At 66.2% G+C, this 17789-nt stretch carries 19 protein-coding genes; 12 read left to right on the top strand and 7 right to left on the bottom strand.

Annotated features, from left to right (window positions below):
• The first annotated feature begins 14 nt into the window (after window positions 1–14).
• From ACAG24_RS15620 to ACAG24_RS15600, 5 genes are all read left to right on the top strand, one after another.
• Entirely contained in the window at window positions 15–1202 is a 1188-nt protein-coding gene (locus ACAG24_RS15620) for a phytanoyl-CoA dioxygenase family protein (RefSeq protein ID WP_370473790.1), read from the top strand.
• Window positions 1199–2203: a Gfo/Idh/MocA family protein gene (locus ACAG24_RS15615; RefSeq protein ID WP_370473791.1), complete on the top strand. Its 1005-nt coding sequence runs from the start codon at window positions 1199–1201 to the stop codon at window positions 2201–2203. The genes ACAG24_RS15620 and ACAG24_RS15615 overlap by 4 nt, the downstream gene beginning before the upstream one ends.
• Window positions 2200–3072: a sugar phosphate isomerase/epimerase family protein gene (locus ACAG24_RS15610; RefSeq protein WP_370473792.1), complete on the top strand. Its 873-nt coding sequence runs from the start codon at window positions 2200–2202 to the stop codon at window positions 3070–3072. Before ACAG24_RS15615 ends, ACAG24_RS15610 begins: the two co-directional genes overlap by 4 nt.
• On the top strand, window positions 3069–4031 hold the full coding sequence (locus tag ACAG24_RS15605) for a Gfo/Idh/MocA family protein (RefSeq protein WP_370473793.1): 963 nt from the start codon (window positions 3069–3071) through the stop codon (window positions 4029–4031). The genes ACAG24_RS15610 and ACAG24_RS15605 overlap by 4 nt, the downstream gene beginning before the upstream one ends.
• A 187-nt stretch (window positions 4032–4218) precedes the next feature.
• Window positions 4219–6126 (top strand): lipase family protein, encoded by a 1908-nt coding sequence (locus ACAG24_RS15600; RefSeq protein ID WP_370473794.1) that lies wholly within the window; start codon window positions 4219–4221, stop codon window positions 6124–6126.
• Here ACAG24_RS15600 and ACAG24_RS15595 read toward each other — a convergent pair.
• Both ACAG24_RS15595 and ACAG24_RS15590 read right to left on the bottom strand, forming a co-directional pair.
• Complete coding sequence (locus ACAG24_RS15595) at window positions 6117–6266, bottom strand: hypothetical protein (protein WP_370473795.1); 150 nt, start codon at window positions 6264–6266, stop codon at window positions 6117–6119. The two genes, ACAG24_RS15600 and ACAG24_RS15595, sit on opposite strands and share 10 nt — an antisense overlap.
• A 131-nt stretch (window positions 6267–6397) precedes the next feature.
• Window positions 6398–6871 carry an SRPBCC family protein gene (locus ACAG24_RS15590; RefSeq protein ID WP_370473796.1) on the bottom strand — a complete coding sequence of 158 codons (474 nt, stop codon included), beginning with the start codon at window positions 6869–6871 and terminating at the stop codon, window positions 6398–6400.
• Window positions 6872–6952: 81 nt separating this feature from the next.
• Between ACAG24_RS15590 and ACAG24_RS15585 the strand changes: the two genes are divergently transcribed.
• Window positions 6953–7657 carry an Abi-alpha family protein gene (locus ACAG24_RS15585; protein WP_370473797.1) on the top strand — a complete coding sequence of 235 codons (705 nt, stop codon included), beginning with the start codon at window positions 6953–6955 and terminating at the stop codon, window positions 7655–7657.
• A complete protein-coding gene (locus tag ACAG24_RS15580; RefSeq protein ID WP_370473798.1) occupies window positions 7654–8916 on the top strand; it encodes a DUF445 domain-containing protein in 1263 nt (420 codons plus the stop codon). Before ACAG24_RS15585 ends, ACAG24_RS15580 begins: the two co-directional genes overlap by 4 nt.
• A gap of 79 nt (window positions 8917–8995) precedes the next feature.
• Here ACAG24_RS15580 and ACAG24_RS15575 read toward each other — a convergent pair whose 3' ends face one another.
• From ACAG24_RS15575 to ACAG24_RS15560, 4 genes are all read right to left on the bottom strand, one after another.
• Window positions 8996–9820: an ATP-binding cassette domain-containing protein gene (locus ACAG24_RS15575; RefSeq protein WP_370473799.1), complete on the bottom strand. Its 825-nt coding sequence runs from the start codon at window positions 9818–9820 to the stop codon at window positions 8996–8998.
• Window positions 9821–9823: 3 nt separating this feature from the next.
• Window positions 9824–10882: an ABC transporter permease gene (locus ACAG24_RS15570; RefSeq protein WP_370473800.1), complete on the bottom strand. Its 1059-nt coding sequence runs from the start codon at window positions 10880–10882 to the stop codon at window positions 9824–9826.
• A 31-nt stretch (window positions 10883–10913) separates the two neighbouring features.
• A complete protein-coding gene (locus ACAG24_RS15565) occupies window positions 10914–11900 on the bottom strand; it encodes a substrate-binding domain-containing protein (RefSeq protein WP_370473801.1) in 987 nt (328 codons plus the stop codon).
• 164 nt (window positions 11901–12064) lie between these two features.
• Window positions 12065–13057, bottom strand: coding sequence for a LacI family DNA-binding transcriptional regulator (locus tag ACAG24_RS15560; protein ID WP_370473802.1), 993 nt, complete (start codon window positions 13055–13057; stop codon window positions 12065–12067).
• Window positions 13058–13160: 103 nt separating this feature from the next.
• Between ACAG24_RS15560 and ACAG24_RS15555 the strand changes: the two genes are divergently transcribed.
• Window positions 13161–13382, top strand: a complete 222-nt coding sequence (locus tag ACAG24_RS15555) for a hypothetical protein (RefSeq protein WP_370473803.1) — start codon at window positions 13161–13163, stop codon at window positions 13380–13382.
• Window positions 13379–14161 (top strand): TIM barrel protein, encoded by a 783-nt coding sequence (locus ACAG24_RS15550; protein WP_370473804.1) that lies wholly within the window; start codon window positions 13379–13381, stop codon window positions 14159–14161. Before ACAG24_RS15555 ends, ACAG24_RS15550 begins: the two co-directional genes overlap by 4 nt.
• 16 nt (window positions 14162–14177) lie before the next feature.
• Here ACAG24_RS15550 and ACAG24_RS15545 read toward each other — a convergent pair whose 3' ends face one another.
• Entirely contained in the window at window positions 14178–14909 is a 732-nt protein-coding gene (locus tag ACAG24_RS15545) for a GntR family transcriptional regulator (RefSeq protein WP_370473805.1), read from the bottom strand.
• A gap of 158 nt (window positions 14910–15067) precedes the next feature.
• On the opposite strand from ACAG24_RS15545, the gene iolC reads away from it, so the two are divergent.
• From iolC to iolB, 3 genes are read left to right on the top strand one after another with little or no spacing between them, the layout of a single operon-like run.
• Window positions 15068–16036 (top strand): 5-dehydro-2-deoxygluconokinase, encoded by a 969-nt coding sequence (iolC, locus tag ACAG24_RS15540; RefSeq protein ID WP_370473806.1) that lies wholly within the window; start codon window positions 15068–15070, stop codon window positions 16034–16036.
• On the top strand, window positions 16029–16913 hold the full coding sequence (locus ACAG24_RS15535) for a Cgl0159 family (beta/alpha)8-fold protein (RefSeq protein ID WP_370473807.1): 885 nt from the start codon (window positions 16029–16031) through the stop codon (window positions 16911–16913). The genes iolC and ACAG24_RS15535 overlap by 8 nt, the downstream gene beginning before the upstream one ends.
• Window positions 16910–17785, top strand: a complete 876-nt coding sequence (gene iolB, locus ACAG24_RS15530) for a 5-deoxy-glucuronate isomerase (RefSeq protein WP_370473808.1) — start codon at window positions 16910–16912, stop codon at window positions 17783–17785. The genes ACAG24_RS15535 and iolB overlap by 4 nt, the downstream gene beginning before the upstream one ends.
• The last annotated feature ends 4 nt before the right edge of the window (window positions 17786–17789 follow it).

Raw genomic sequence — 17789 nt, 5'->3', positions numbered from 1 at the left:
CAAGACTAGCTGCCATGGCCACGTCCATCCAGCAACGCTTCCGCTCTGCACAGCCGCCCTGGCTCAGTGACTCGGACTTCGACCTCGAGGAGTTCCGCACCCAAGTCGAATGCGACACCGACGTCTCCGACTACCCACATGCCGAGGACGTCCGCGACAACGTGCTCGTCTACGACGCCGCAGCCATGCCGCGGGTGGCTGATCGCCGGGCGCTGCAGGCAGAACTGATCCGCGCCCTGGCCGACGGCCCCGGCGTGGTGGTGTTCACCTGCGCCTTCGATGCCGACGTGGTCGACCGTGCCAGCGAGGCGTTCTTCGCCATCATCGACGCCCAGCGGGCCGGCGGCCTTGCCGCAGGCGATCACTTCGGCAAGCCCGGCGCCAACGACCGCATCTGGAACGCAGCCCAGAAGCTCGCGCTGCACGACCCTGTGGTGTTCGCCGACTATTACGCCAACGACGCTCTTGCCGTCGTGTGCCAGGCGTGGCTGGGTCCGCGTTACCAGGTCACCTCACAGGTGAACGTCGTCAACCCTGGTGGCAAAGCTCAGGTCCCCCACCGGGACTACCACCTCGGCTTCGTACCCGACGAACATCTCACCAGCTATCCGGCACACATCCACCGCACCTCACCGACGCTGACGCTGCAGGGCGCCGTCGCGCACTGCGACATGCCGGTGGAAAGCGGCCCGACGATGCTGTTGCCCCATTCGCAGCGCTTCGCCGGCGGTTACATCGCGTTCAACCGCCCGGAGTTCATCGACTACTTCGACGCCCATCGCGTGCAACTGCCGCTGCAAAAGGGCGACGCCGTGTTCTTCAACCCGGCGCTGTATCACGGTGCCGGAACCAACTTTTCGACGGGGACCTCGGCGATCAAGCGCATCGCCAACCTGATGCAGATCAGCTCACCCTTCGGGCGGGCGATGGAGGCGATGGATCGCACCGCGATGGTGCGCGCCATTTATCCTTCGCTCCTGGCGATGCAGAGCGCAGGACGTCCGCACCGAGAGGTGGAGAACGCCGTCGTCGCCGCGGCAGAGGGATACGCCTTTCCCACCAACCTGGACAGCGATCAGCCGATCGGCAGCCTGGCACCGCCCAGTCAGGTCGACACCGTGCTCGACGCGCTGGCCGAAAACCTCACCGCAGAAGACCTCGACGTCGCGCTTCGCGATCAGAACGAACGGAGAATGCCATGACCACCCTCGGCCTCATCGGGCTCGGCCGAATCGGCGCCTTCCATGCCGACACCCTGACCGCTCTGCCCGACGTCTCCGGCCTGGTGATCACCGACGAGCGGCCAGAGGTCGTCCGTGAGGTCGCCGCGAAATACGGTGCTACTGCTGTCGAGTCGGTCGACGCGCTGCTGTCCTCGGGCATCGACGGTGTGGTCGTCGCGGCGGCCACCCCCGCCCATGCCGAGCTGACCCTGGCGGCCGTCGAACGTGGCCTCCCCACGTTCTGCGAGAAGCCGATCGCCTCCACCGCAGCCGAAAGTGCCCGCATCGCAGACGTCATCGCCCGGTCGGGCGTCCCGGTGCAGGTCGGCTACCAACGTCGCTTTGATGCGGCGTTCGCCGCGGTCAAACACGCCGTCGACAGCGGTTCGCTCGGCGCCCTGACAACGGTGCGCAGCACCACGATGGACCCTGCTCCCCCGCCGATGGACTACATCAAGGGCTCCGGCGGAATCTTCCGCGACTGCGCCGTGCACGATTTCGACGTCATCCGCTGGATCACCGGGCAGGAGGTCGTGGAGGTTTACGCGACAGGCAGCGTGCAGGGGGATCCCCTGTTCACCGAATACGGTGACGTCGACACCGCGGCCATCGTGGTGCGCTTCGACGGCGGAGCGCTCGGCGTGGTGTCCGCCGCCCGGTACAACGGCCGCGGCTATGACTGCCGACTCGAGGTCCACGGGTTCGACGACTCCGTCGTCGCGGGGTGGGATCAGGGCGCCCCGGTACTCAACGCCGATCCTGCGAATGACTTCCCGACCGGTCAGCCGCACCACTTCTTCATGGACCGCTTCACCGAAGCGTTCCGTGCGGAGCTCTCCGCGTTCGTCAAAGTCGTTGAGGGAGGCCCTATTCAGGGGGCAACCGTCGCAGACGCGGTGGCGGTGGCCTGGATCGCCGAGGCAGCATCAGAGTCCCTGCGCCGGGGTGTCCCGGTGCGCATCGAGGAGGTACAACAGTGAAGATCGCAGGTGCACCGATCTCGTGGGGGGTGTGCGAGGTTCCCGGCTGGGGGCACCAGCTGAGCTCGGATCGCGTGCTGACCGAGATGCGTCAGGCGGGCCTGACCGCAACCGAATTGGGGCCTGAGGGTTTTCTTCCGTCCGACACCGGCGAACTGGTGCGACTGCTCGACGGCTACGGCCTCGCGTGCGTCGGCGGTTTCGTGCCGGTGGTTCTGTTCGACGATGACCATGATCCGGCCGAGGACCTCGCCGGCCCGCTGGAGTCGCTGGTCGCCGCAGGCGCACGCATCGTGGTGCTGGCCGCGGCAACGGGCCTGGACGGCTACGACGCGCGCCCGGTGCTCGATGAGAAGCAATGGGCCACCTTGCTTTCCAATCTCGACCGACTGGCCGACATCGTCGCCGCCCGCGGCTTGACCGCGGTGCTGCATCCCCACGTCGGCACCATGGTCGAGTCGAGGGCCGAGGTCGATCGGGTGCTCACGGGGTCGCGCATCCCGTTGTGTCTCGACACCGGACACCTGCTGATCGGCGGCACCGACCCGCTTGCGCTGACCAAGGAGGTGCCGGAGCGGATCAAACACGCCCACCTCAAGGACGTCGACGCCGCGCTCGCCGCCAAGGTGCAGTCGGGCGAGATGACGTACACGCAGGCGGTGGCGGCCGGCATGTACGTGCCGCTCGGCGCGGGCGACGTCGACATCGCGGGCATCGTCAAGACGTTGGAGGACAACGGATTCGACGGCTGGTACGTGATGGAGCAGGACAACATACTCGACGGCGAACCGGCGGGTGACGGCCCGCTCGGCGATGTGCTGGCCAGCGTCGCGTTCCTGCAGGATGCCACCGCCAGCGTCACGTCATGACGTTGCGCATCGGGATCCTGGGCGCCTCACGGATCGCCGAATCGGCCATCGTCGAACCCGCGCAGGAACTGGGGCACCGGCTGGTCGCCGTCGCGGCACGAGATCCACAGCGCGCCCAGATCTTCGCCGACAAGTACGGCGTGGATCGCATCGTGCCGACATATCAGGATCTGGTGTCAGACCCTGAGGTCGACGTGGTCTACAACCCATTGGCCAACGCGCTGCATGCACCGTGGAATCTCGCTGCCGTGGCGGCGGGCAAACCGGTCCTCACCGAAAAGCCGTTCGCCCGCAACCGCGACGAGGCGACGCGCGTCGCGGATGCCGCCGACGCCGCCGGCATCACCGTGCTCGAGGGGTTCCACTACCTCTTCCACCCCGTCAATCAGCGGGCGCTGGCGCTGGCCGGAGATGGAACCATCGGTGACCTGACCCGCATCGAAGTCCGAATGGGCATGCCCACGCCGCAGCCCGACGATCCGAGGTGGTCGCTGGAGCTCGCCGGTGGCGCGTTGATGGACCTCGGATGCTATGCGCTTCACCTCATGCGTAGGTTCGGTGAGCCCTCCGTGGTGAGCGCGACGGCGACGGAACGTTCCGCCGGTATCGACGAACGGTTCGATGCCGAGCTGGTGTTCGATTCGGGAGTGACGGCGCTGACCACCAACTCCATGGTCGACGACGAGTACTCGTTCACGCTGCGGCTGCTCGGTACGCGCGGAGAAGCGTTCGTGCACAACTTCATCAAGCCCCGCGACGACGACAGGCTGACTCTTCGTACCGGGGACGACACGGCCGTCGAACACTTCGGCAACCGCGCGTCGTACACATATCAGCTCGAGGCGTTCGCCGCACACATCCACGAGGGAGCACCGCTTCCCATCGATGTCGCCGACGCGGTGGCGAACATGGCGCTCATCGACGAGGTCTACCGCGCGGCGGGCATGCAACCGCGCTGACCAACAGTGTCAGGCCCCCGCATCGAGCGGGGGCCTGAACCGATCGTGGTTCGGCGTCGTCCTCATTCGCTGCCGCCGCCAACCGCTGAAGTCAGGTAGTCGACTACGCAGGTGCGCCGACACCCGGCGCCATAGCGTCGCCACCACGGTGCGGTGGGCTCTCCGCACCCGAACGGGGGACTTCGCCATGAGAAAACTCGACAACGGCGTCAGGGACGCCGCGTCCGCCGCTTCGGCAGCCATCGACTTCATCGCCGACGACGGCCATCGAAACGCGATCACCGCCGCAGGCACCGAAATCCGCGTTCATGGCGTCGGCGACCACGCCACGTTCAGCGCTCTCGGGCGGCCCGGCTACGAGAACCGCCGTCAAAGCCAGGTCGTCATCTGCGAACCGCCGCAATTGCCCAGGCACCACCTGCTGCTGATTGCCTGGAGCCGCGCCAACCGCAGGTTGACCCGCACGCTGTGGTGGTATCTGCTGTTCCCGTTCACGCTCATCAACGTGGCCGGATACATGACGCCGCGAAGAAACCTGCAGGCGAAGGCGTTGCGCGCCAGCATCTCGGTCGTCAGCGTCGTCCTGACCGTCGCCCTCGCCGCATGGGTGACCGTCATCGCCGAGACCATCTGGCTGGCATTCGCAACCTCGGCGGACGCACTGTGGACCCGGCTCGCGCTGTGCGTGTCCGGGCCGGTGGCTGTCGGCGCCGTGATCGTGAAACGCATGCGACGTACCGACGAGACGAGCCGCTGTGGTCCCGTGTACTCGTCGGTGCACCTCGTGGCGTTGCTGGCGCTCGCTGCCGTGTGCTTCAGAAGACCGGCGTCATGGGACTACGCCATGTCCGACAAGTTCGATCCGATGGCGTGCGTGCTGATCGGCAGTGCCGGCCTCGTACTTCTCGTGTCACTCGTATTGTCCGGCGCCGCAGTCCATTCCCGTGTCACCGCCCATGACGCGTGGACCACGCGTGACTCCTCTGCCCTGGCAGGTGCGGCACTGTTGACGCTGGTGGCCACCGCCATCCTGCACACCGCCGCATCGCTGCTGCGCCTCATCGCCGAATGGTCGACGGCCCTGCTGGCCGGGATCTGGGGCGGGAAGCACAGTTTCGGGGGTACGTCAGGGGCCCGAGACGGCGCAGCCGGTGTCGCCGAGCAGGCAGGGTTCTGGGCGGGCGAAGCGACGCACATGCTCTTGCCCAACACCGAGAACCTCAGTGGACTCGATCTACTGCTGGGTTTCTTCCTCGTTCTCATGCTCATCCTGGCAATGAACGTGTTCGCGGCGGCGGGGATCAAACGGGTACTGGGAAGCACCACCCCGACCGGGCGTCCCGACCACACCCGACGACCGATGTCACTCAGCCACAACGTGTTACGCCATGTACCGGGATGTCTGAGCTTCGTTGCTCTGTCGACGTCGGCAATGACGCTCGGAGCTTGGGCCTATCTGCGGGTGCGCCTTCACTCGATGGATGGCGCCTGGATCGAACTGTGTCGCAACGTGATCCTCGTCGTCGGCGTCGTCGTGCTGGGGTTCGTCGTCGTCCGCCGACCCGAGCGAGCGGCGGAGTGGATCAAGGGCGTGTTTCAGATGGCGGCCGACATCGCGGGTTTCTGGGCGCCGAGGTCTGTGCCGCTGGCAGGCGCGTCCTACCGCCTCATCCTGATGGAGGGCGTGGACGAGGCGGTCAAACGCGCCGGACGACAACCGGTTGCGTTGGTGGGGCACAGCCAGGGGTCGGTGATCTGCGCCTGGTACATGGTGACCCGGCAGGCGCCGCAGAACCGAATCACCTTGTACACCTGCGGGTCTCCGCTGTGGTCGCTATACGCGGCGTTCTTTCCGACCCACTTCGGTCGTGACTTCTTCGACAACGTCGCACGCAATTCGGCAGGCGGACGATGGTTCAACTACTGGCGTCTGACCGATCCGATCGCAACTTCCCTGCCCCGCGCCACTGACCGTGACGTGACAGAGAGACGTGACGAGCCGCTACGCGGTCACAGCGAATACTGGCGAGAAGCCAAGTTGCGAGTCGACATCGGCGCCGCGTTGCACAGCGCCGATCTGGCGGGTCAGCCCTGATTCGTCGGTTCGGGGGCCTCCGCGCGCCGCTCATGCCACCTCAACCGCAGCAGCAGCAGCCCGCGGTGCGCACGCCAACCCGCCGACAGCGGGTCACGCCAGACCGGTGCGTGCACGCGGTATTCGCGATCACTGTCCATGCCTTCATTGTGCCGGGCACGGTCGGCTCGGGCCCGCCGACATGGCGACCGACACCATGTCGAGACCATGAACGCTTGGTGAGCGGGGTGGGAAGCCCAACCCACGCCCGCCCACCTGCGCAAATGCCCAGTTAGTGCACGTCGTACTTCTCGGCCAACGCGCGCAGGGTCGACTCGATGCCGTCGGCATTCTTCTTATGCATGCCCAGGAGCTCGATGACGAGGGGAACCTTCGCAGTCGAATAGTCGAAAGTTTCGGTCACCTTGGTCGCGCCGGGGCCCACCTCGGCGAGTTCCCAGCGCCAGCGGTGCCCGAGCGGATGCTCCCACTCCACGACGCGGTTCTCCTCGACGGTGGTGGCCTTGGACGTGATCTTGTAGGGCAGGCCGTACTGCGTCATCCCCACGGTGAACTTGTCGCCCGCGTTCAGCCGGTGCGGACCCTTGACGTCGATGTCGCGTACCGTGCCGGACCCGTCGATCTTGGGATGGCGATGCGGGTCGGCGATGAGATCGAACAGCGTGGAGGCCGGAGCCGAAACCTGCACGCTGCGACTGACGGCCTTCGGTCCGGCGTCTTCTGTCTTGAGGGTGGAGATAGTCATAGGCGACACGTACCCGGCGCCCCCCGCCGTCAATCCGCGGGTCCCCGGCACACAGGCCGTGCACGCCGCTACGTTCTCCGTATGCCTAACCCCTACGACCCGCGTGAGCTGTTCGGTCATGCGCTCGGCGCGGCACGCACCGGCCTGCACGTCTACAGCTGGACCGAACGGAAGGTTGTGGAAGCGATTCGGCAGGGACTCGACGCGCTCGCCCCCTCCGACGACGCGGTGGATACCGACCCCGGCGAGACCACGGCGCCGCGGGAGCCCGTCGCAGCGGCGGCCGACACCGACTCGCTCGGCGCCAAGATGGCGCGTCTGCTGGACCGGGCGCTCGACCAGAACACCCGCGGCAGCCAGACCGAGCTCTACCATCACCTGCTCGATCAGCTGGTCGCCGATGAAGCGCGCATCCTCGGTGCGCTCTCGGACGGTTCCAGCTCACCGCTGGTCAACGTCTACGGCTGGCTCAAGCCGCGCACCCAGGGCAGACCCGTTCTGGAGAACGCCTCACTGATCGGGCGCACCGCCAATGTCGCTCTCCCGCACATGGTCTCGCAGTACATCAGCCATTTGCTGGCACTCGGACTCGTCGAGATCGGCCCCGAGGACGCCACCCTCGACACCGACTATGAGGTACTGCTCGCCGAGTCGACGGTGTTGGCAGCCATCAAGACAGCGTCACGAGGACCGGTGCCCGCCAGGGTGGACAGATTCACCCTGGCGCTGTCCCCGCTGGGCAAGGCTCTGTGGCAGGCCGCCGTGGAAGGATCCGAGCAAGGATGACGACCACCTCGGTCGCGCTGTCCAGCTGGACGGAGATCACGCAGGATTTCAGCGACTACTGGTGGGTGTACCTCTCCATGCCGATCGTCGCGGCCTTCGTGGGCTGGAGCACCAAGATCGTCGCGCTCGAGATGCTCTACCGACCCATCGACTTCAAGGGGATCGGCCCGCTCGGCTGGCAAGGGATAGTCCCGCGCCGAGCCGGAAAGGTGGGGTCGAAGACCATCGAACTCCTGACATCCAACCTGCTCAAACCCGAGGAGCTGCTCGACCGCATCGACGTCGACGAGGCGATGGACGCGCTGCGCGAGCCGCTCACCCAGGCAGTCGACGACATATCCCGTGACCTCGCCGAGCAGATCCGGCCCGGCCTGTGGGATGCCCTGCCCGAGGCCGGACGCCAAGCCGTGCAGGCCCGGATAGCCGCGCAGGTTCCGCGCATCACCGAGAACATGCTGAACGAGATCAAATCCGACCTCAGCCGCTATCTCGACATCCAGTTCCTCGCCGTGACCACGCTGGTGCGTAACAAGGACAAGCTGGTCAAGCTCATGCGCAGCGTCACCACCGACGCCATGGCGTTCGTGCGGCGCAGCGGCATCTACTTCGGGCTCGTCATCGGCCTCGTGCAGATGGTGGCGTGGGCGCTGTTCAAGAACCCCTGGATCATGCCCGCGTTCGGCTTCGCGGTCGGCTTCATCAGCGACTACATCGCGCTGAACATGCTGTTCCGTCCGGTGCAGCCGCGGAAGCTGTTCGGTATCTACCCTTTCCAGGGTCTGCTGCACGCCGAGCGGGACAAGATCACCCGCGACTACGCCAAGATCCTCGCCGACGATCTGTTCGCACCTGAGATTCTCTTCGACGCGATCATCAAGGGTCCCGGCTCAGACAAGCTGTTCGCGCTCGTCGCCAGAGAAATCGAGGCGGCGATGGACAAGCAGACCGGCATCGCCGGCCCCATCGTCGCGCTGACGATCGGCACCAGGCGCTATCGGGCGATGAAGGACCGGGTGGTCGAGCTGACGTTGGAGCGGCTACCGGAAACCCTGGAGGAGGCGCAGAACTACGCCACCAGGGTGATCGACCTCGAGAACACGATCATCGAGAAGATGAGCCAGCTGACCAACGAGGAGTACGAGTCCATCCTGCGGCCGGTGTTCAAGGACGACGAACCCCTGATGATCGCCGTCGGGGCCGTGCTCGGTGGCGCGGTCGGTGAGATCCAGGTTCAGCTGATCGAAGTGTTCACCCACTGACGCATGCCGACGCCGAACTGAGATTCCCGGTTGTGCGGACACGGCACATCACAACCGGGAATCCCAGTTCGGCGCTGACTCAGTTCTTGGCGCCGCGCAGTTCGTGGGTGAGGGCTTCCAGTTCGTCGCCGCCGGCCATCTCCTGGGTGAGGTGCTCCAGGGTGATGTCGTCGTAGGTGCAGTCGAGCTTCTGACGGCCGCGGTTGAGCAGCACGAAGTGGTCGCCGACCATGTGTGCGTGGTGCGGGTTGTGCGTGATGAACACGACGCCGAAGCCGGCTTCCTTGGCCGCGGTGATGTACTTCAGCACCACTCCGGACTGCTTGACCCCGAGCGCGGCCGTCGGCTCGTCGAGGATCAACACCCGGGCGCCGAAGAACACGGCCCGCGCGATCGCCACACACTGCTTCTGCCCACCGGACAGCGAGCCGATCGGCACGTCCACATCGGGCAGGTCGATGCCCATCTTGGACAGCTCGGTCAGCGTGGTCGCGCGCATCGCGTTGGCGTCCAGAGAGAACGGGAACGACTTCTTGCGCAGCTCCTGGCCGAGGAAGAAGTTGCGCCACACCGGCATCAGCGGCACGACGGCCAGGTTCTGGTACACCGTCGCGATGCCCTTGCCCAGGGCGTCGGCCGGCGATGCGAACTTGGTGGGCTCGCCGTCGACCAGGAGCTCCCCCTCGGTCTGCTGGTGCAGGCCGGCGATGATCTTGATCAGCGTGGACTTGCCCGCGCCGTTGTCACCGAGGATGCCGGTCACCTCGCCGGCATGTACCCGCAGGCAGATGTCCTTGAGCGCGGTGATGTTGCCGTAGGACTTACCGACGTTCTTCAGCTCGACCAGGGGCACCTTGCCGCCGGATTGTGAATCGTTGGTGGGCTTTTCGACTGAGATGGTCATCGATCACTTCTTCGCTGCGTAGTTGCGGAAGGCATTGTTGGCGATGACCGCGAACAGCAGCATGGCGCCGAGGAAGAACTTGAACCAGTCCGGGTCCCAGCCCGCGTAGACAATGCCCTGGTTGGTCATGCCGAAGATGAACGCACCGATGGCCGCGCCGATCGCGGTGCCGTAGCCACCGGTGAGCAGGCAGCCTCCGATGACAGCGGCGATGATGTAGAAGAACTCGTTGCCGATGCCCTGGCCGGACTGCACGGTGTTGAACGCGAACAGCAGATGCATGCCGACGAACCACGCGCAGAAGCCCACGAACATGAACAGCCCGATCTTGACCTTCGTGACCGGAACACCCACGGCGCGTGCGCTGTCCGCGTCGCCGCCGACTGCGAAGATCCAGTTGCCGATCTTGGTCTTGAACAACACCCAGGTGGCGACCGCGGTGAAGACCAACCACCACACGACGGTGATGCGGATGCTGACCCCGAACAACGTGAACGAGGACGCGAAGACCTTCTGCGCCGAGTCCCAGCCCTGCATGTCGCTGACGCTCTGGGTGGCGACCTGACCGGATACCAGCTTCGTCACCGCGAGGTTGATGCCGGCGAGCATGAAGAACGTGCTCAGCGTGATGAGGAAGCTGGGGATCTTCGTCTTCATCACCAGGAAGCCGTTGAAGAAGCCGACCGTCAGCGCGAGGATCAGCGAAAGCAGTGCGCCCACCCACAGATTCAGGTGCAGGTTGTAGGCGAGCATCGACGCCGCCAGCGAGCTGAACGTCACGGCGACGCCGGCCGAGAGGTCGAATTCTCCGCCGATCATCAGCACCGCGACACCGCACGCCATGATGCCGATCGTCGAGCTGGCGTAGAGCACCGTCGCCAACGAGGCCGCCTCACGGAACGGGGCCGCCACGATCAGGAAGAAGATGAAGATGCCGATGGCACCGATACCGGCACCCATCTCGGGACGGATCAGGATGCGCTGCAGTCGGTTCCGCTCCTTGACACGTTCGTCGCGCACCACCTTGTGGCCGGCGACGTCCAGAGCCTCCTGGGTAGTCATCAGTGCTGCCCCCTCTTCGCGCGAGCGCTCATCAGCGGGTGCCGCCCTTCGCGTACTCGGCCACCGCGTCGATGTTCGAGTTGTCGATGAAGGCCGGGCCGGTCAGCGTGGGCTGGCCGCCACCGATGACGTTGCCGTTGCTCAGGTACAGCCACAGCGAGTCGACGGCGAGGTAGCCCTGCAGATACGGCTGCTGGTCGACGGCCCACTGGACATCGCCGGCCTGAATTGCCTCGACGAGGGCGGCGTTGGTGTCGAAGGTGCCGATCTTCGCGGTGCTGCCGGCGTTCTTCGCCGACTGCACCGCGGTCAACGCGAAGGGAGCGCCGAGCGCGACGATGTAGTCGACACTCGGGTCCTGCTGCAGCTTGGCGGTGATCGTGGACTCCACCGACGGCATGTCCTTGCCGTTGACATTCAGAATCTCGGTGGCAGGGAAGGTTTCCTTCACGCCTGCGCAGCGGGCTTCGAGGTCGACGTGACCCTGCTCCTGGATGATGCAGATCGCCTTGGTGGCGCCCTCGCCGCGCAGGCGGTCGCCGACACCCTGGCCCGCGATACGACCGTCCTGTCCGAAGTACTCCTTGACACCCATCGGCTTCCACGCGTCCATGCCCGCGTTGAACGCGACGACCGGGATCCCCTTGGCCTCAGCTGCCTTGACGGCGGCCTGCATCGCATCCGGCTTCGCCAGCGTGAGGGCGATGCCGTCCACGTCGCTGTCGACGGCGGTCTGCACCAGGTTGGCCTGGTTCGGCGCCTCGGGGTCGTTCGAATAGCGCAGCTCGATGTTGTCCTTCTTCGCCGCGGCCTCGGCCCCCTTGCGGATCAGGTCCCAGAACGAGTCACCGGGAACCTCGTGGGTGATCATCGCGATCGTCATCCGCGGGGTGTCGACGGTGCCGCCCCCGCCGCCCTCACCGGATTGCTCGGGTGCACCGCCGGTCGACGAGCACGACACGATGCCCAGGGCCACGATGCCCGCTCCGGCGATCGCCGCGAGCCGCTTGAACGTCATTGCTTCTCCTTGTCGTCGAGACTGTCGCGACGCCCTCATCGCCCTCCCGGGGTGGTGCCGGGCGACACGCCTCCTTGGTGATGTAATACGCCTCACACCCGAAAGTCAAGACTTTGTCCTGACATTAGGACTGCAAGTCATAATTGCGCAGGCATCGTCGCAGATCACGCGATCGGCGGCGCTGTCGATCCGCGGACCACCAAGGTGGGCTCACGAACGATGTCGGCTGTCGCACCACCGGCGTCGTCGCCGTCCAGGCGGGCCACAAGACGGCCCACCGCCGCGGCCGCGAGGCCCGCCGAGTCCTGCCGGATGGTGGTCAACTGGATGTGCGCCAACCCGGCCAATGGGCTGTCGTCGAAACCCAGTATCGAAATCTGTTGCGGCACAGACACTCCGGATCTGATCAGAACGTCCATCACCCCGAGTGCGCACCGGTCGTTGAACGCGAACACGGCGTCGGGCAGGTCGCCGGCGTCGAGCATCGCCGCCGCCGCGGCGGCGCCCTCCCGTTCGGTGAGACCGCCGGGCCGCACGAGCTCGGCTACCTCGGCTCTCCTGGCCGCCCGCCGGTAGCCCCGCAGCCGTTCCGCCGCTCCGGGAGCGCCACCCCCGTCGAGATAGAGAATCCGGCGGTGCCCCAGCCCGAGAAGATGATCCGTGCCCACGAGGGCGCCCGTCACATCGTCGCTGCGCACCGCATCCACGCCGCGAACCCTGCGCGCCATCACGACGACAGGCATTCGCGATGCGAGGTCGATGAGCCGACCCGCGCGCATCTGCGGCCCGATGAGGACGAGCCCCTCGCACCGGTCGTCGACGAGGGTGCGCACCGCGCGCAGTTCGTCACGGTGCGGGGTGACCGCACTGAGCACGACGTCGTACCCCAGCGCGTCGGCCGCGACGTACACACCGTCGACCAAGTCGGCGTGAAACTCCTGCCCCGCAGCGAAAGTCAGGCCGATCAGATGCGAGCGGTGCTGCCGCAGCCTGCGGGCCCGGGGGTCAGGACGGTAACCGATGTCGTCGGCCGCGCGCCTCACCCGCTCGCGGGTCTGGCTGCTGGCACCGGGAGCGGCGCGCATCACGATCGAGACCAGGGCGCGCGAGACGCCGGCACGGGCGGCGACGTCCTCCAACGTCGGTCGGCGATTCACGCATTACAGCCTAGAACGTTCCAGCGTTGTCATTGACGAATTCCCCCGCGAGGCCCTACCGTACTAGAACGTTCTAGTTGTTCAGCCACATCTGGAGGCTCATATGCCCGCTCCCCTGTCCTTCGGGCTCACCGGCGCCGGGTGGATCGGCAGCTTCCAGGGCGAGACACTGGCCGGCCGCCTGCCCACTACGCGCCTTGCCGCCGTTGGCGTCGAACCGTCCGTGACAGGTGTAGACGCCCGGAAAGCCCTCGAAATCGCGCTTGCGGCACAGGAATCGGTTGAAACCAAGACCCCCATCGTCCTGAACGGAGTGCTGCAGTGAGCTTTCAGCTGGCGGTGTGTTCGGAGATGGTGTTCCGGGACCTGCCGATCGTGGATCGCGTCAAGCGCATCGACGAGCTCGGCTTCGCCGCGGAGATCTGGAGTTGGCACGACAAGGACCTGAACGCACTGGCTGCCACGGGCGCGACTTTCACGTCGATGACGGGCTACCTGCACGGCGACCTGATCGACCCTGCCACCTGTGACGAGGTGGTTCGCACCGCCGAGCTGAGCATCAAAGCCGCTGCGACACTGGGCGTCACGCGGCTGAACCTGCACACCGCCGAACTCGTCGACGGTCAGGCGGCGCGGCCCCGGCAGCGTGCCACCGGCCAGATGTGGCTGACCGCGGCCCGCACCCTGGAGCGCATCGGTGAGCTCGGGGCCGCGGCCGGCGTGACGTTCTGCGTCGAGAACCTGAACACCATCGTCGACCACCCCGGGGTTCCGCTGGCCCGCGCCAAGGACACGCTCGCCCTGATCGAGAGTGTCGGCCATCCCCACGTCAAGATGATGCTGGACCTCTACCACGCACAGATCGGTGAGGGAAACCTCATCGAGTTGGTGCGCCGGTGCTCCGATGCCATCGGCGAGGTTCAGATCGCCGATGTGCCGGGTCGATGCGAGCCCGGAACCGGTGAGATCAACTATGCGGCCGTCGCCGCGGCGCTGCGCGAAATCGGCTATACGGGAACGATCGGCATGGAGGCCTGGGCCTCAGGGGCCGGCGTCGCGGGTAGCGAGACAGCACTGGAGGCATTCCGCGTCGCCTTCAGCTGACCGTTGCCGGGCTCGGTCAGCGGTCGACGAGCGTGGTGTCGAAGTAGTAGCGCGACGCGCGGTAGCAATGGTTGCCGTACTCCACCGCGGCGCCGGAATCGTCGAAAGCCGTGCGCGCCATGGTCAACAGCGGAGCGTTCTGCTTCTCGTCGAGCAGCTGCGCCTCGGCGCGCGTGGCGCTGCGGGCGCCGATGCGCTGTCGGGCGAGTCGAATGTGCACCCCGCGCGCCCGCAGCGACTGATAGAGGCCGTTGCTCTCAAGCTCTTCGGCATCGGGTGCAATGTCGGCGGGCAGGTGGTTGACCATCAGCGCCAGCGGTTCGCCGTTGGCGCACCGCAGCCGGTGGATGGACGCCACCTCGCGATCCTCGGCGATGTTCAGCTCGCGCGCGACCTCTTCCTCCGGGGGCCCGATCTGGTACTTCAGCAGTTTTGTGGTGGGCTCCTGGCCTGCCCGCGCGAGGTCGTCGAACAAGCTGGTGAGCTCCACGCGTCGATGGACCGGGTTCTGGACGACCTGGGTGCCCACCCCCCGCTTGCGGACCAGCAGACCTTTGTCGACGAGTTCCTGGATGGCGCGCCTCGTGGTGGGGCGAGACAGTGTCAGCCGCTTGGCCAGCGCGAGTTCGTTTTCGAACCGATCCCCGGGTGAGAGTTCGCCATCTCTGATGGCGGCCTCGATCGCCTGGGCGAGCTGATAGTAGAGAGGAACCGGGCTTGACCTGTCGAGCTCCACCGTCAAGGGCACGTCGGCTCCGATCTCGTGTTGGGCCAGTCAACAGTAGCTGAATACTAACACCGATTGAGATAAAGATAGAATGTCAGGACAAAGTCTTGACATGGCACCGTGACCCGGGGCACAGTCTTAGGCAGCCACCCACACCTATTCCGTCGGAGTGACTTGTGATGACCAATCAGCCATATGACGTACTCGCCATCGGGCGCAGCGGCGTCGACGTGTACCCCCTCCAGGTCGGAGTCGGCCTTGAGGAGGTCGAGACGTTCGGGAAGTTCCTCGGCGGCAGCGCCGCCAACGTTGCGGTCGCCGCGGCACGCCTGGGCAATCGCTCCGCATTGATCTCCGGCGTCGGCGACGATCCGTTCGGCCGCTATGTCCGCGCGGAACTCGCCCGCCTCGACGTCGACAACCGCTACGTCGCAACGCACGGCGAGTTCCCCACCCCGGTGACGTTCTGCGAGATCTTCCCTCCCGACGATTTCCCGCTGTACTTCTACCGCAGGCCCAGTGCGCCGGACTTGCAGATCCGACCCGACGAGATCGACGGCGACGCGGTGCGCTCGGCGCGCCTCTACTGGTCGACGGTCACAGGTTTGTCCGAAGAGCCCAGTCGCAGTGCGCATTTCGCAGCGTGGGAGGCACGCTCACGGGCACCGCTGACCGTGCTCGACCTGGACTACCGGCCGATGTTCTGGGCGACACCTGCCGCCGCCACCGAGCAGGTGCGCAAGGCGCTGGCACACGTGACCGTCGCCGTCGGCAACCGGGAGGAGTGCGAGATCGCCGTTGGCGAGTCCAACCCGCACAAGGCTGCGGAGGCATTGCTCGACCTCGGTGTCGAGCTGGCGATCGTCAAACAGGGGCCGCGCGGAGTTCTTGGGAAGACCCGCCACTCATCGGTCACAGTGCCGCCCAACGAGGTTGACGTCATCAACGGCCTGGGCGCCGGTGATGCGTTCGGCGGAAGCCTGTGCCACGGCCTCCTCAACGGATGGTCGCTGGAGAAGACGCTTCGCTACGCCAACGCCGCAGGAGCGATCGTCGCCGGCCGGCTCGAGTGCTCGACCGCCATGCCGACTGCCGCCGAGGTAGCGGAACTGGCCGAACAGACCGCTGTGGAGGCCGTCAATGTCTAAGTCCGCCATGTGCCTTGACTACGTCCAGATCAATGAGCTCCGAGCCACCGACCCGGGCGCCGTCGCGCGCGCTTGGGAGCATCGCTCAGCACGCCCGACCGTGCGTGGCAACGGACGGCTGATGATCGTGGCGGCTGATCACCCGGCACGCGGTGCGCTCGCGGTGGGATCGCGTCCCACCGCGATGAACAGCCGCACCGACCTCCTCGACCGGCTGCGCGCCGCACTCGCCGATCCCGGCGTGGACGGCGTGCTCGCCACCGCCGACATCCTGGACGATCTGGTGCTGCTCGGTGCGCTAGAAGACAAGGTCGTGTTCTCGTCGTTCAACAGGGGCGGCCTGGCCGGCGCCTCGTTCGAGCTCGACGATCGGATGACCGGTGCCACGGCCGCCTCCACTGCGGCAGCGAACATGAACGGTGGAAAGATGTTGTGCCGCATCGACCTCGACGACCCGGGCACTGTCGCGACGATGGCGGCATGCGCCAAGGCCGTCGACGAACTCGCCGCCAACGGCCTGATCGCGATGCTGGAACCGTTCATGTCCTCCCGGGTCGGCGGCAAGGTCAAGAACGACCTCTCCCCCGATGCCGTGATCAAGTCGGTGCACATCGGCCAGGGCCTCGGCTCGACGTCGGCCTACACCTGGATGAAACTGCCTGTCGTGGACGAGATGGATCGCGTCATGGAGTCGACCACCATGCCCACGCTGTTGCTCGGTGGCGACCCGACCGATCCCGAGGAGGCGTTCGCCAGCTGGGAGAAGGCGCTGTCGCTTCCGTCGGTGCGCGGCCTGATCGTCGGCCGCACTCTGCTGTACCCACCCGACGACGACGTCAGCTCCGCCGTCGCGACCGCAGTGGCGATGGTCCGATGAACTCCAAGCTCTACATCCCCGCCAACAGCGCGCCGGCTCCGTTCACCGTGGCGATCACGCCAGAGGACGCTGGGTGGGCCGAATCATCCTTGCATGTGGTCGATCTCGGCCGTGAGGGCTCCGTGTCGCTGGAGACCGGTAACACCGAGGTGATGATCCTGCCCCTGTCCGGCGGCGGTGCCGTCACGTGTGGCGAGGAGAGCTTCGAACTGTCGCCGCGCGCGTCGGTGTTCGATGGCCCTGCCGATATGGTGTATCTCGGTGTCCGGCAGACCTACACGATCTCGGGCCACGGACGCATCGCGATCTGCGGCGCGCGAGCGACGAACGCGTTCCCGAATCGCCGCGTCGCCGCGGCCGACGTGTCCGTCGAACTTCGCGGTGCGGGCAACTGCAGCCGCCAGGTACACAACTTCGGCACCGCGACCGCGTTCGACGCCGACTCGCTGATCGCGTGCGAGGTGATCACGCCCGGCGGGAACTGGTCGAGCTACCCCGCGCACAAGCACGACGAGAACACCGACGTGGAGACCCAGCTCGAAGAGATCTACTATTTCGAGGTCGACGACTCTCCGGCGGGTACACCGGGATTCGGCTATCACCGGGTGTACGGCACCCCGGAACGCCCCATCGAGGTGCTCGAAGAGGTCCGCACCGGTGACGTCGTCCTGGTGCCCCACGGCTACCACGGCCCGTCCATCGCGGCACCCGGTCACCACATGTACTACCTGAACGTGATGGCAGGCTCCGGACCCACCCGCGCCTGGCTCATCTGTGACGATCCCGACCACACCTGGTTGCGTGGCAGCTGGGAGCACCAGGAGATCGACCCGCGCCTGCCGTTTACTCCGTCTTCGCGAAAAGGGGAATGACACC

The organism is Mycobacterium bulgaricum (assembly GCF_041287165.2).
Taxonomy (GTDB): Bacteria; Actinomycetota; Actinomycetes; order Mycobacteriales; family Mycobacteriaceae; genus Mycobacterium; species Mycobacterium bulgaricum.
This window is presented reverse-complemented; position numbering and strand designations above follow the sequence as displayed.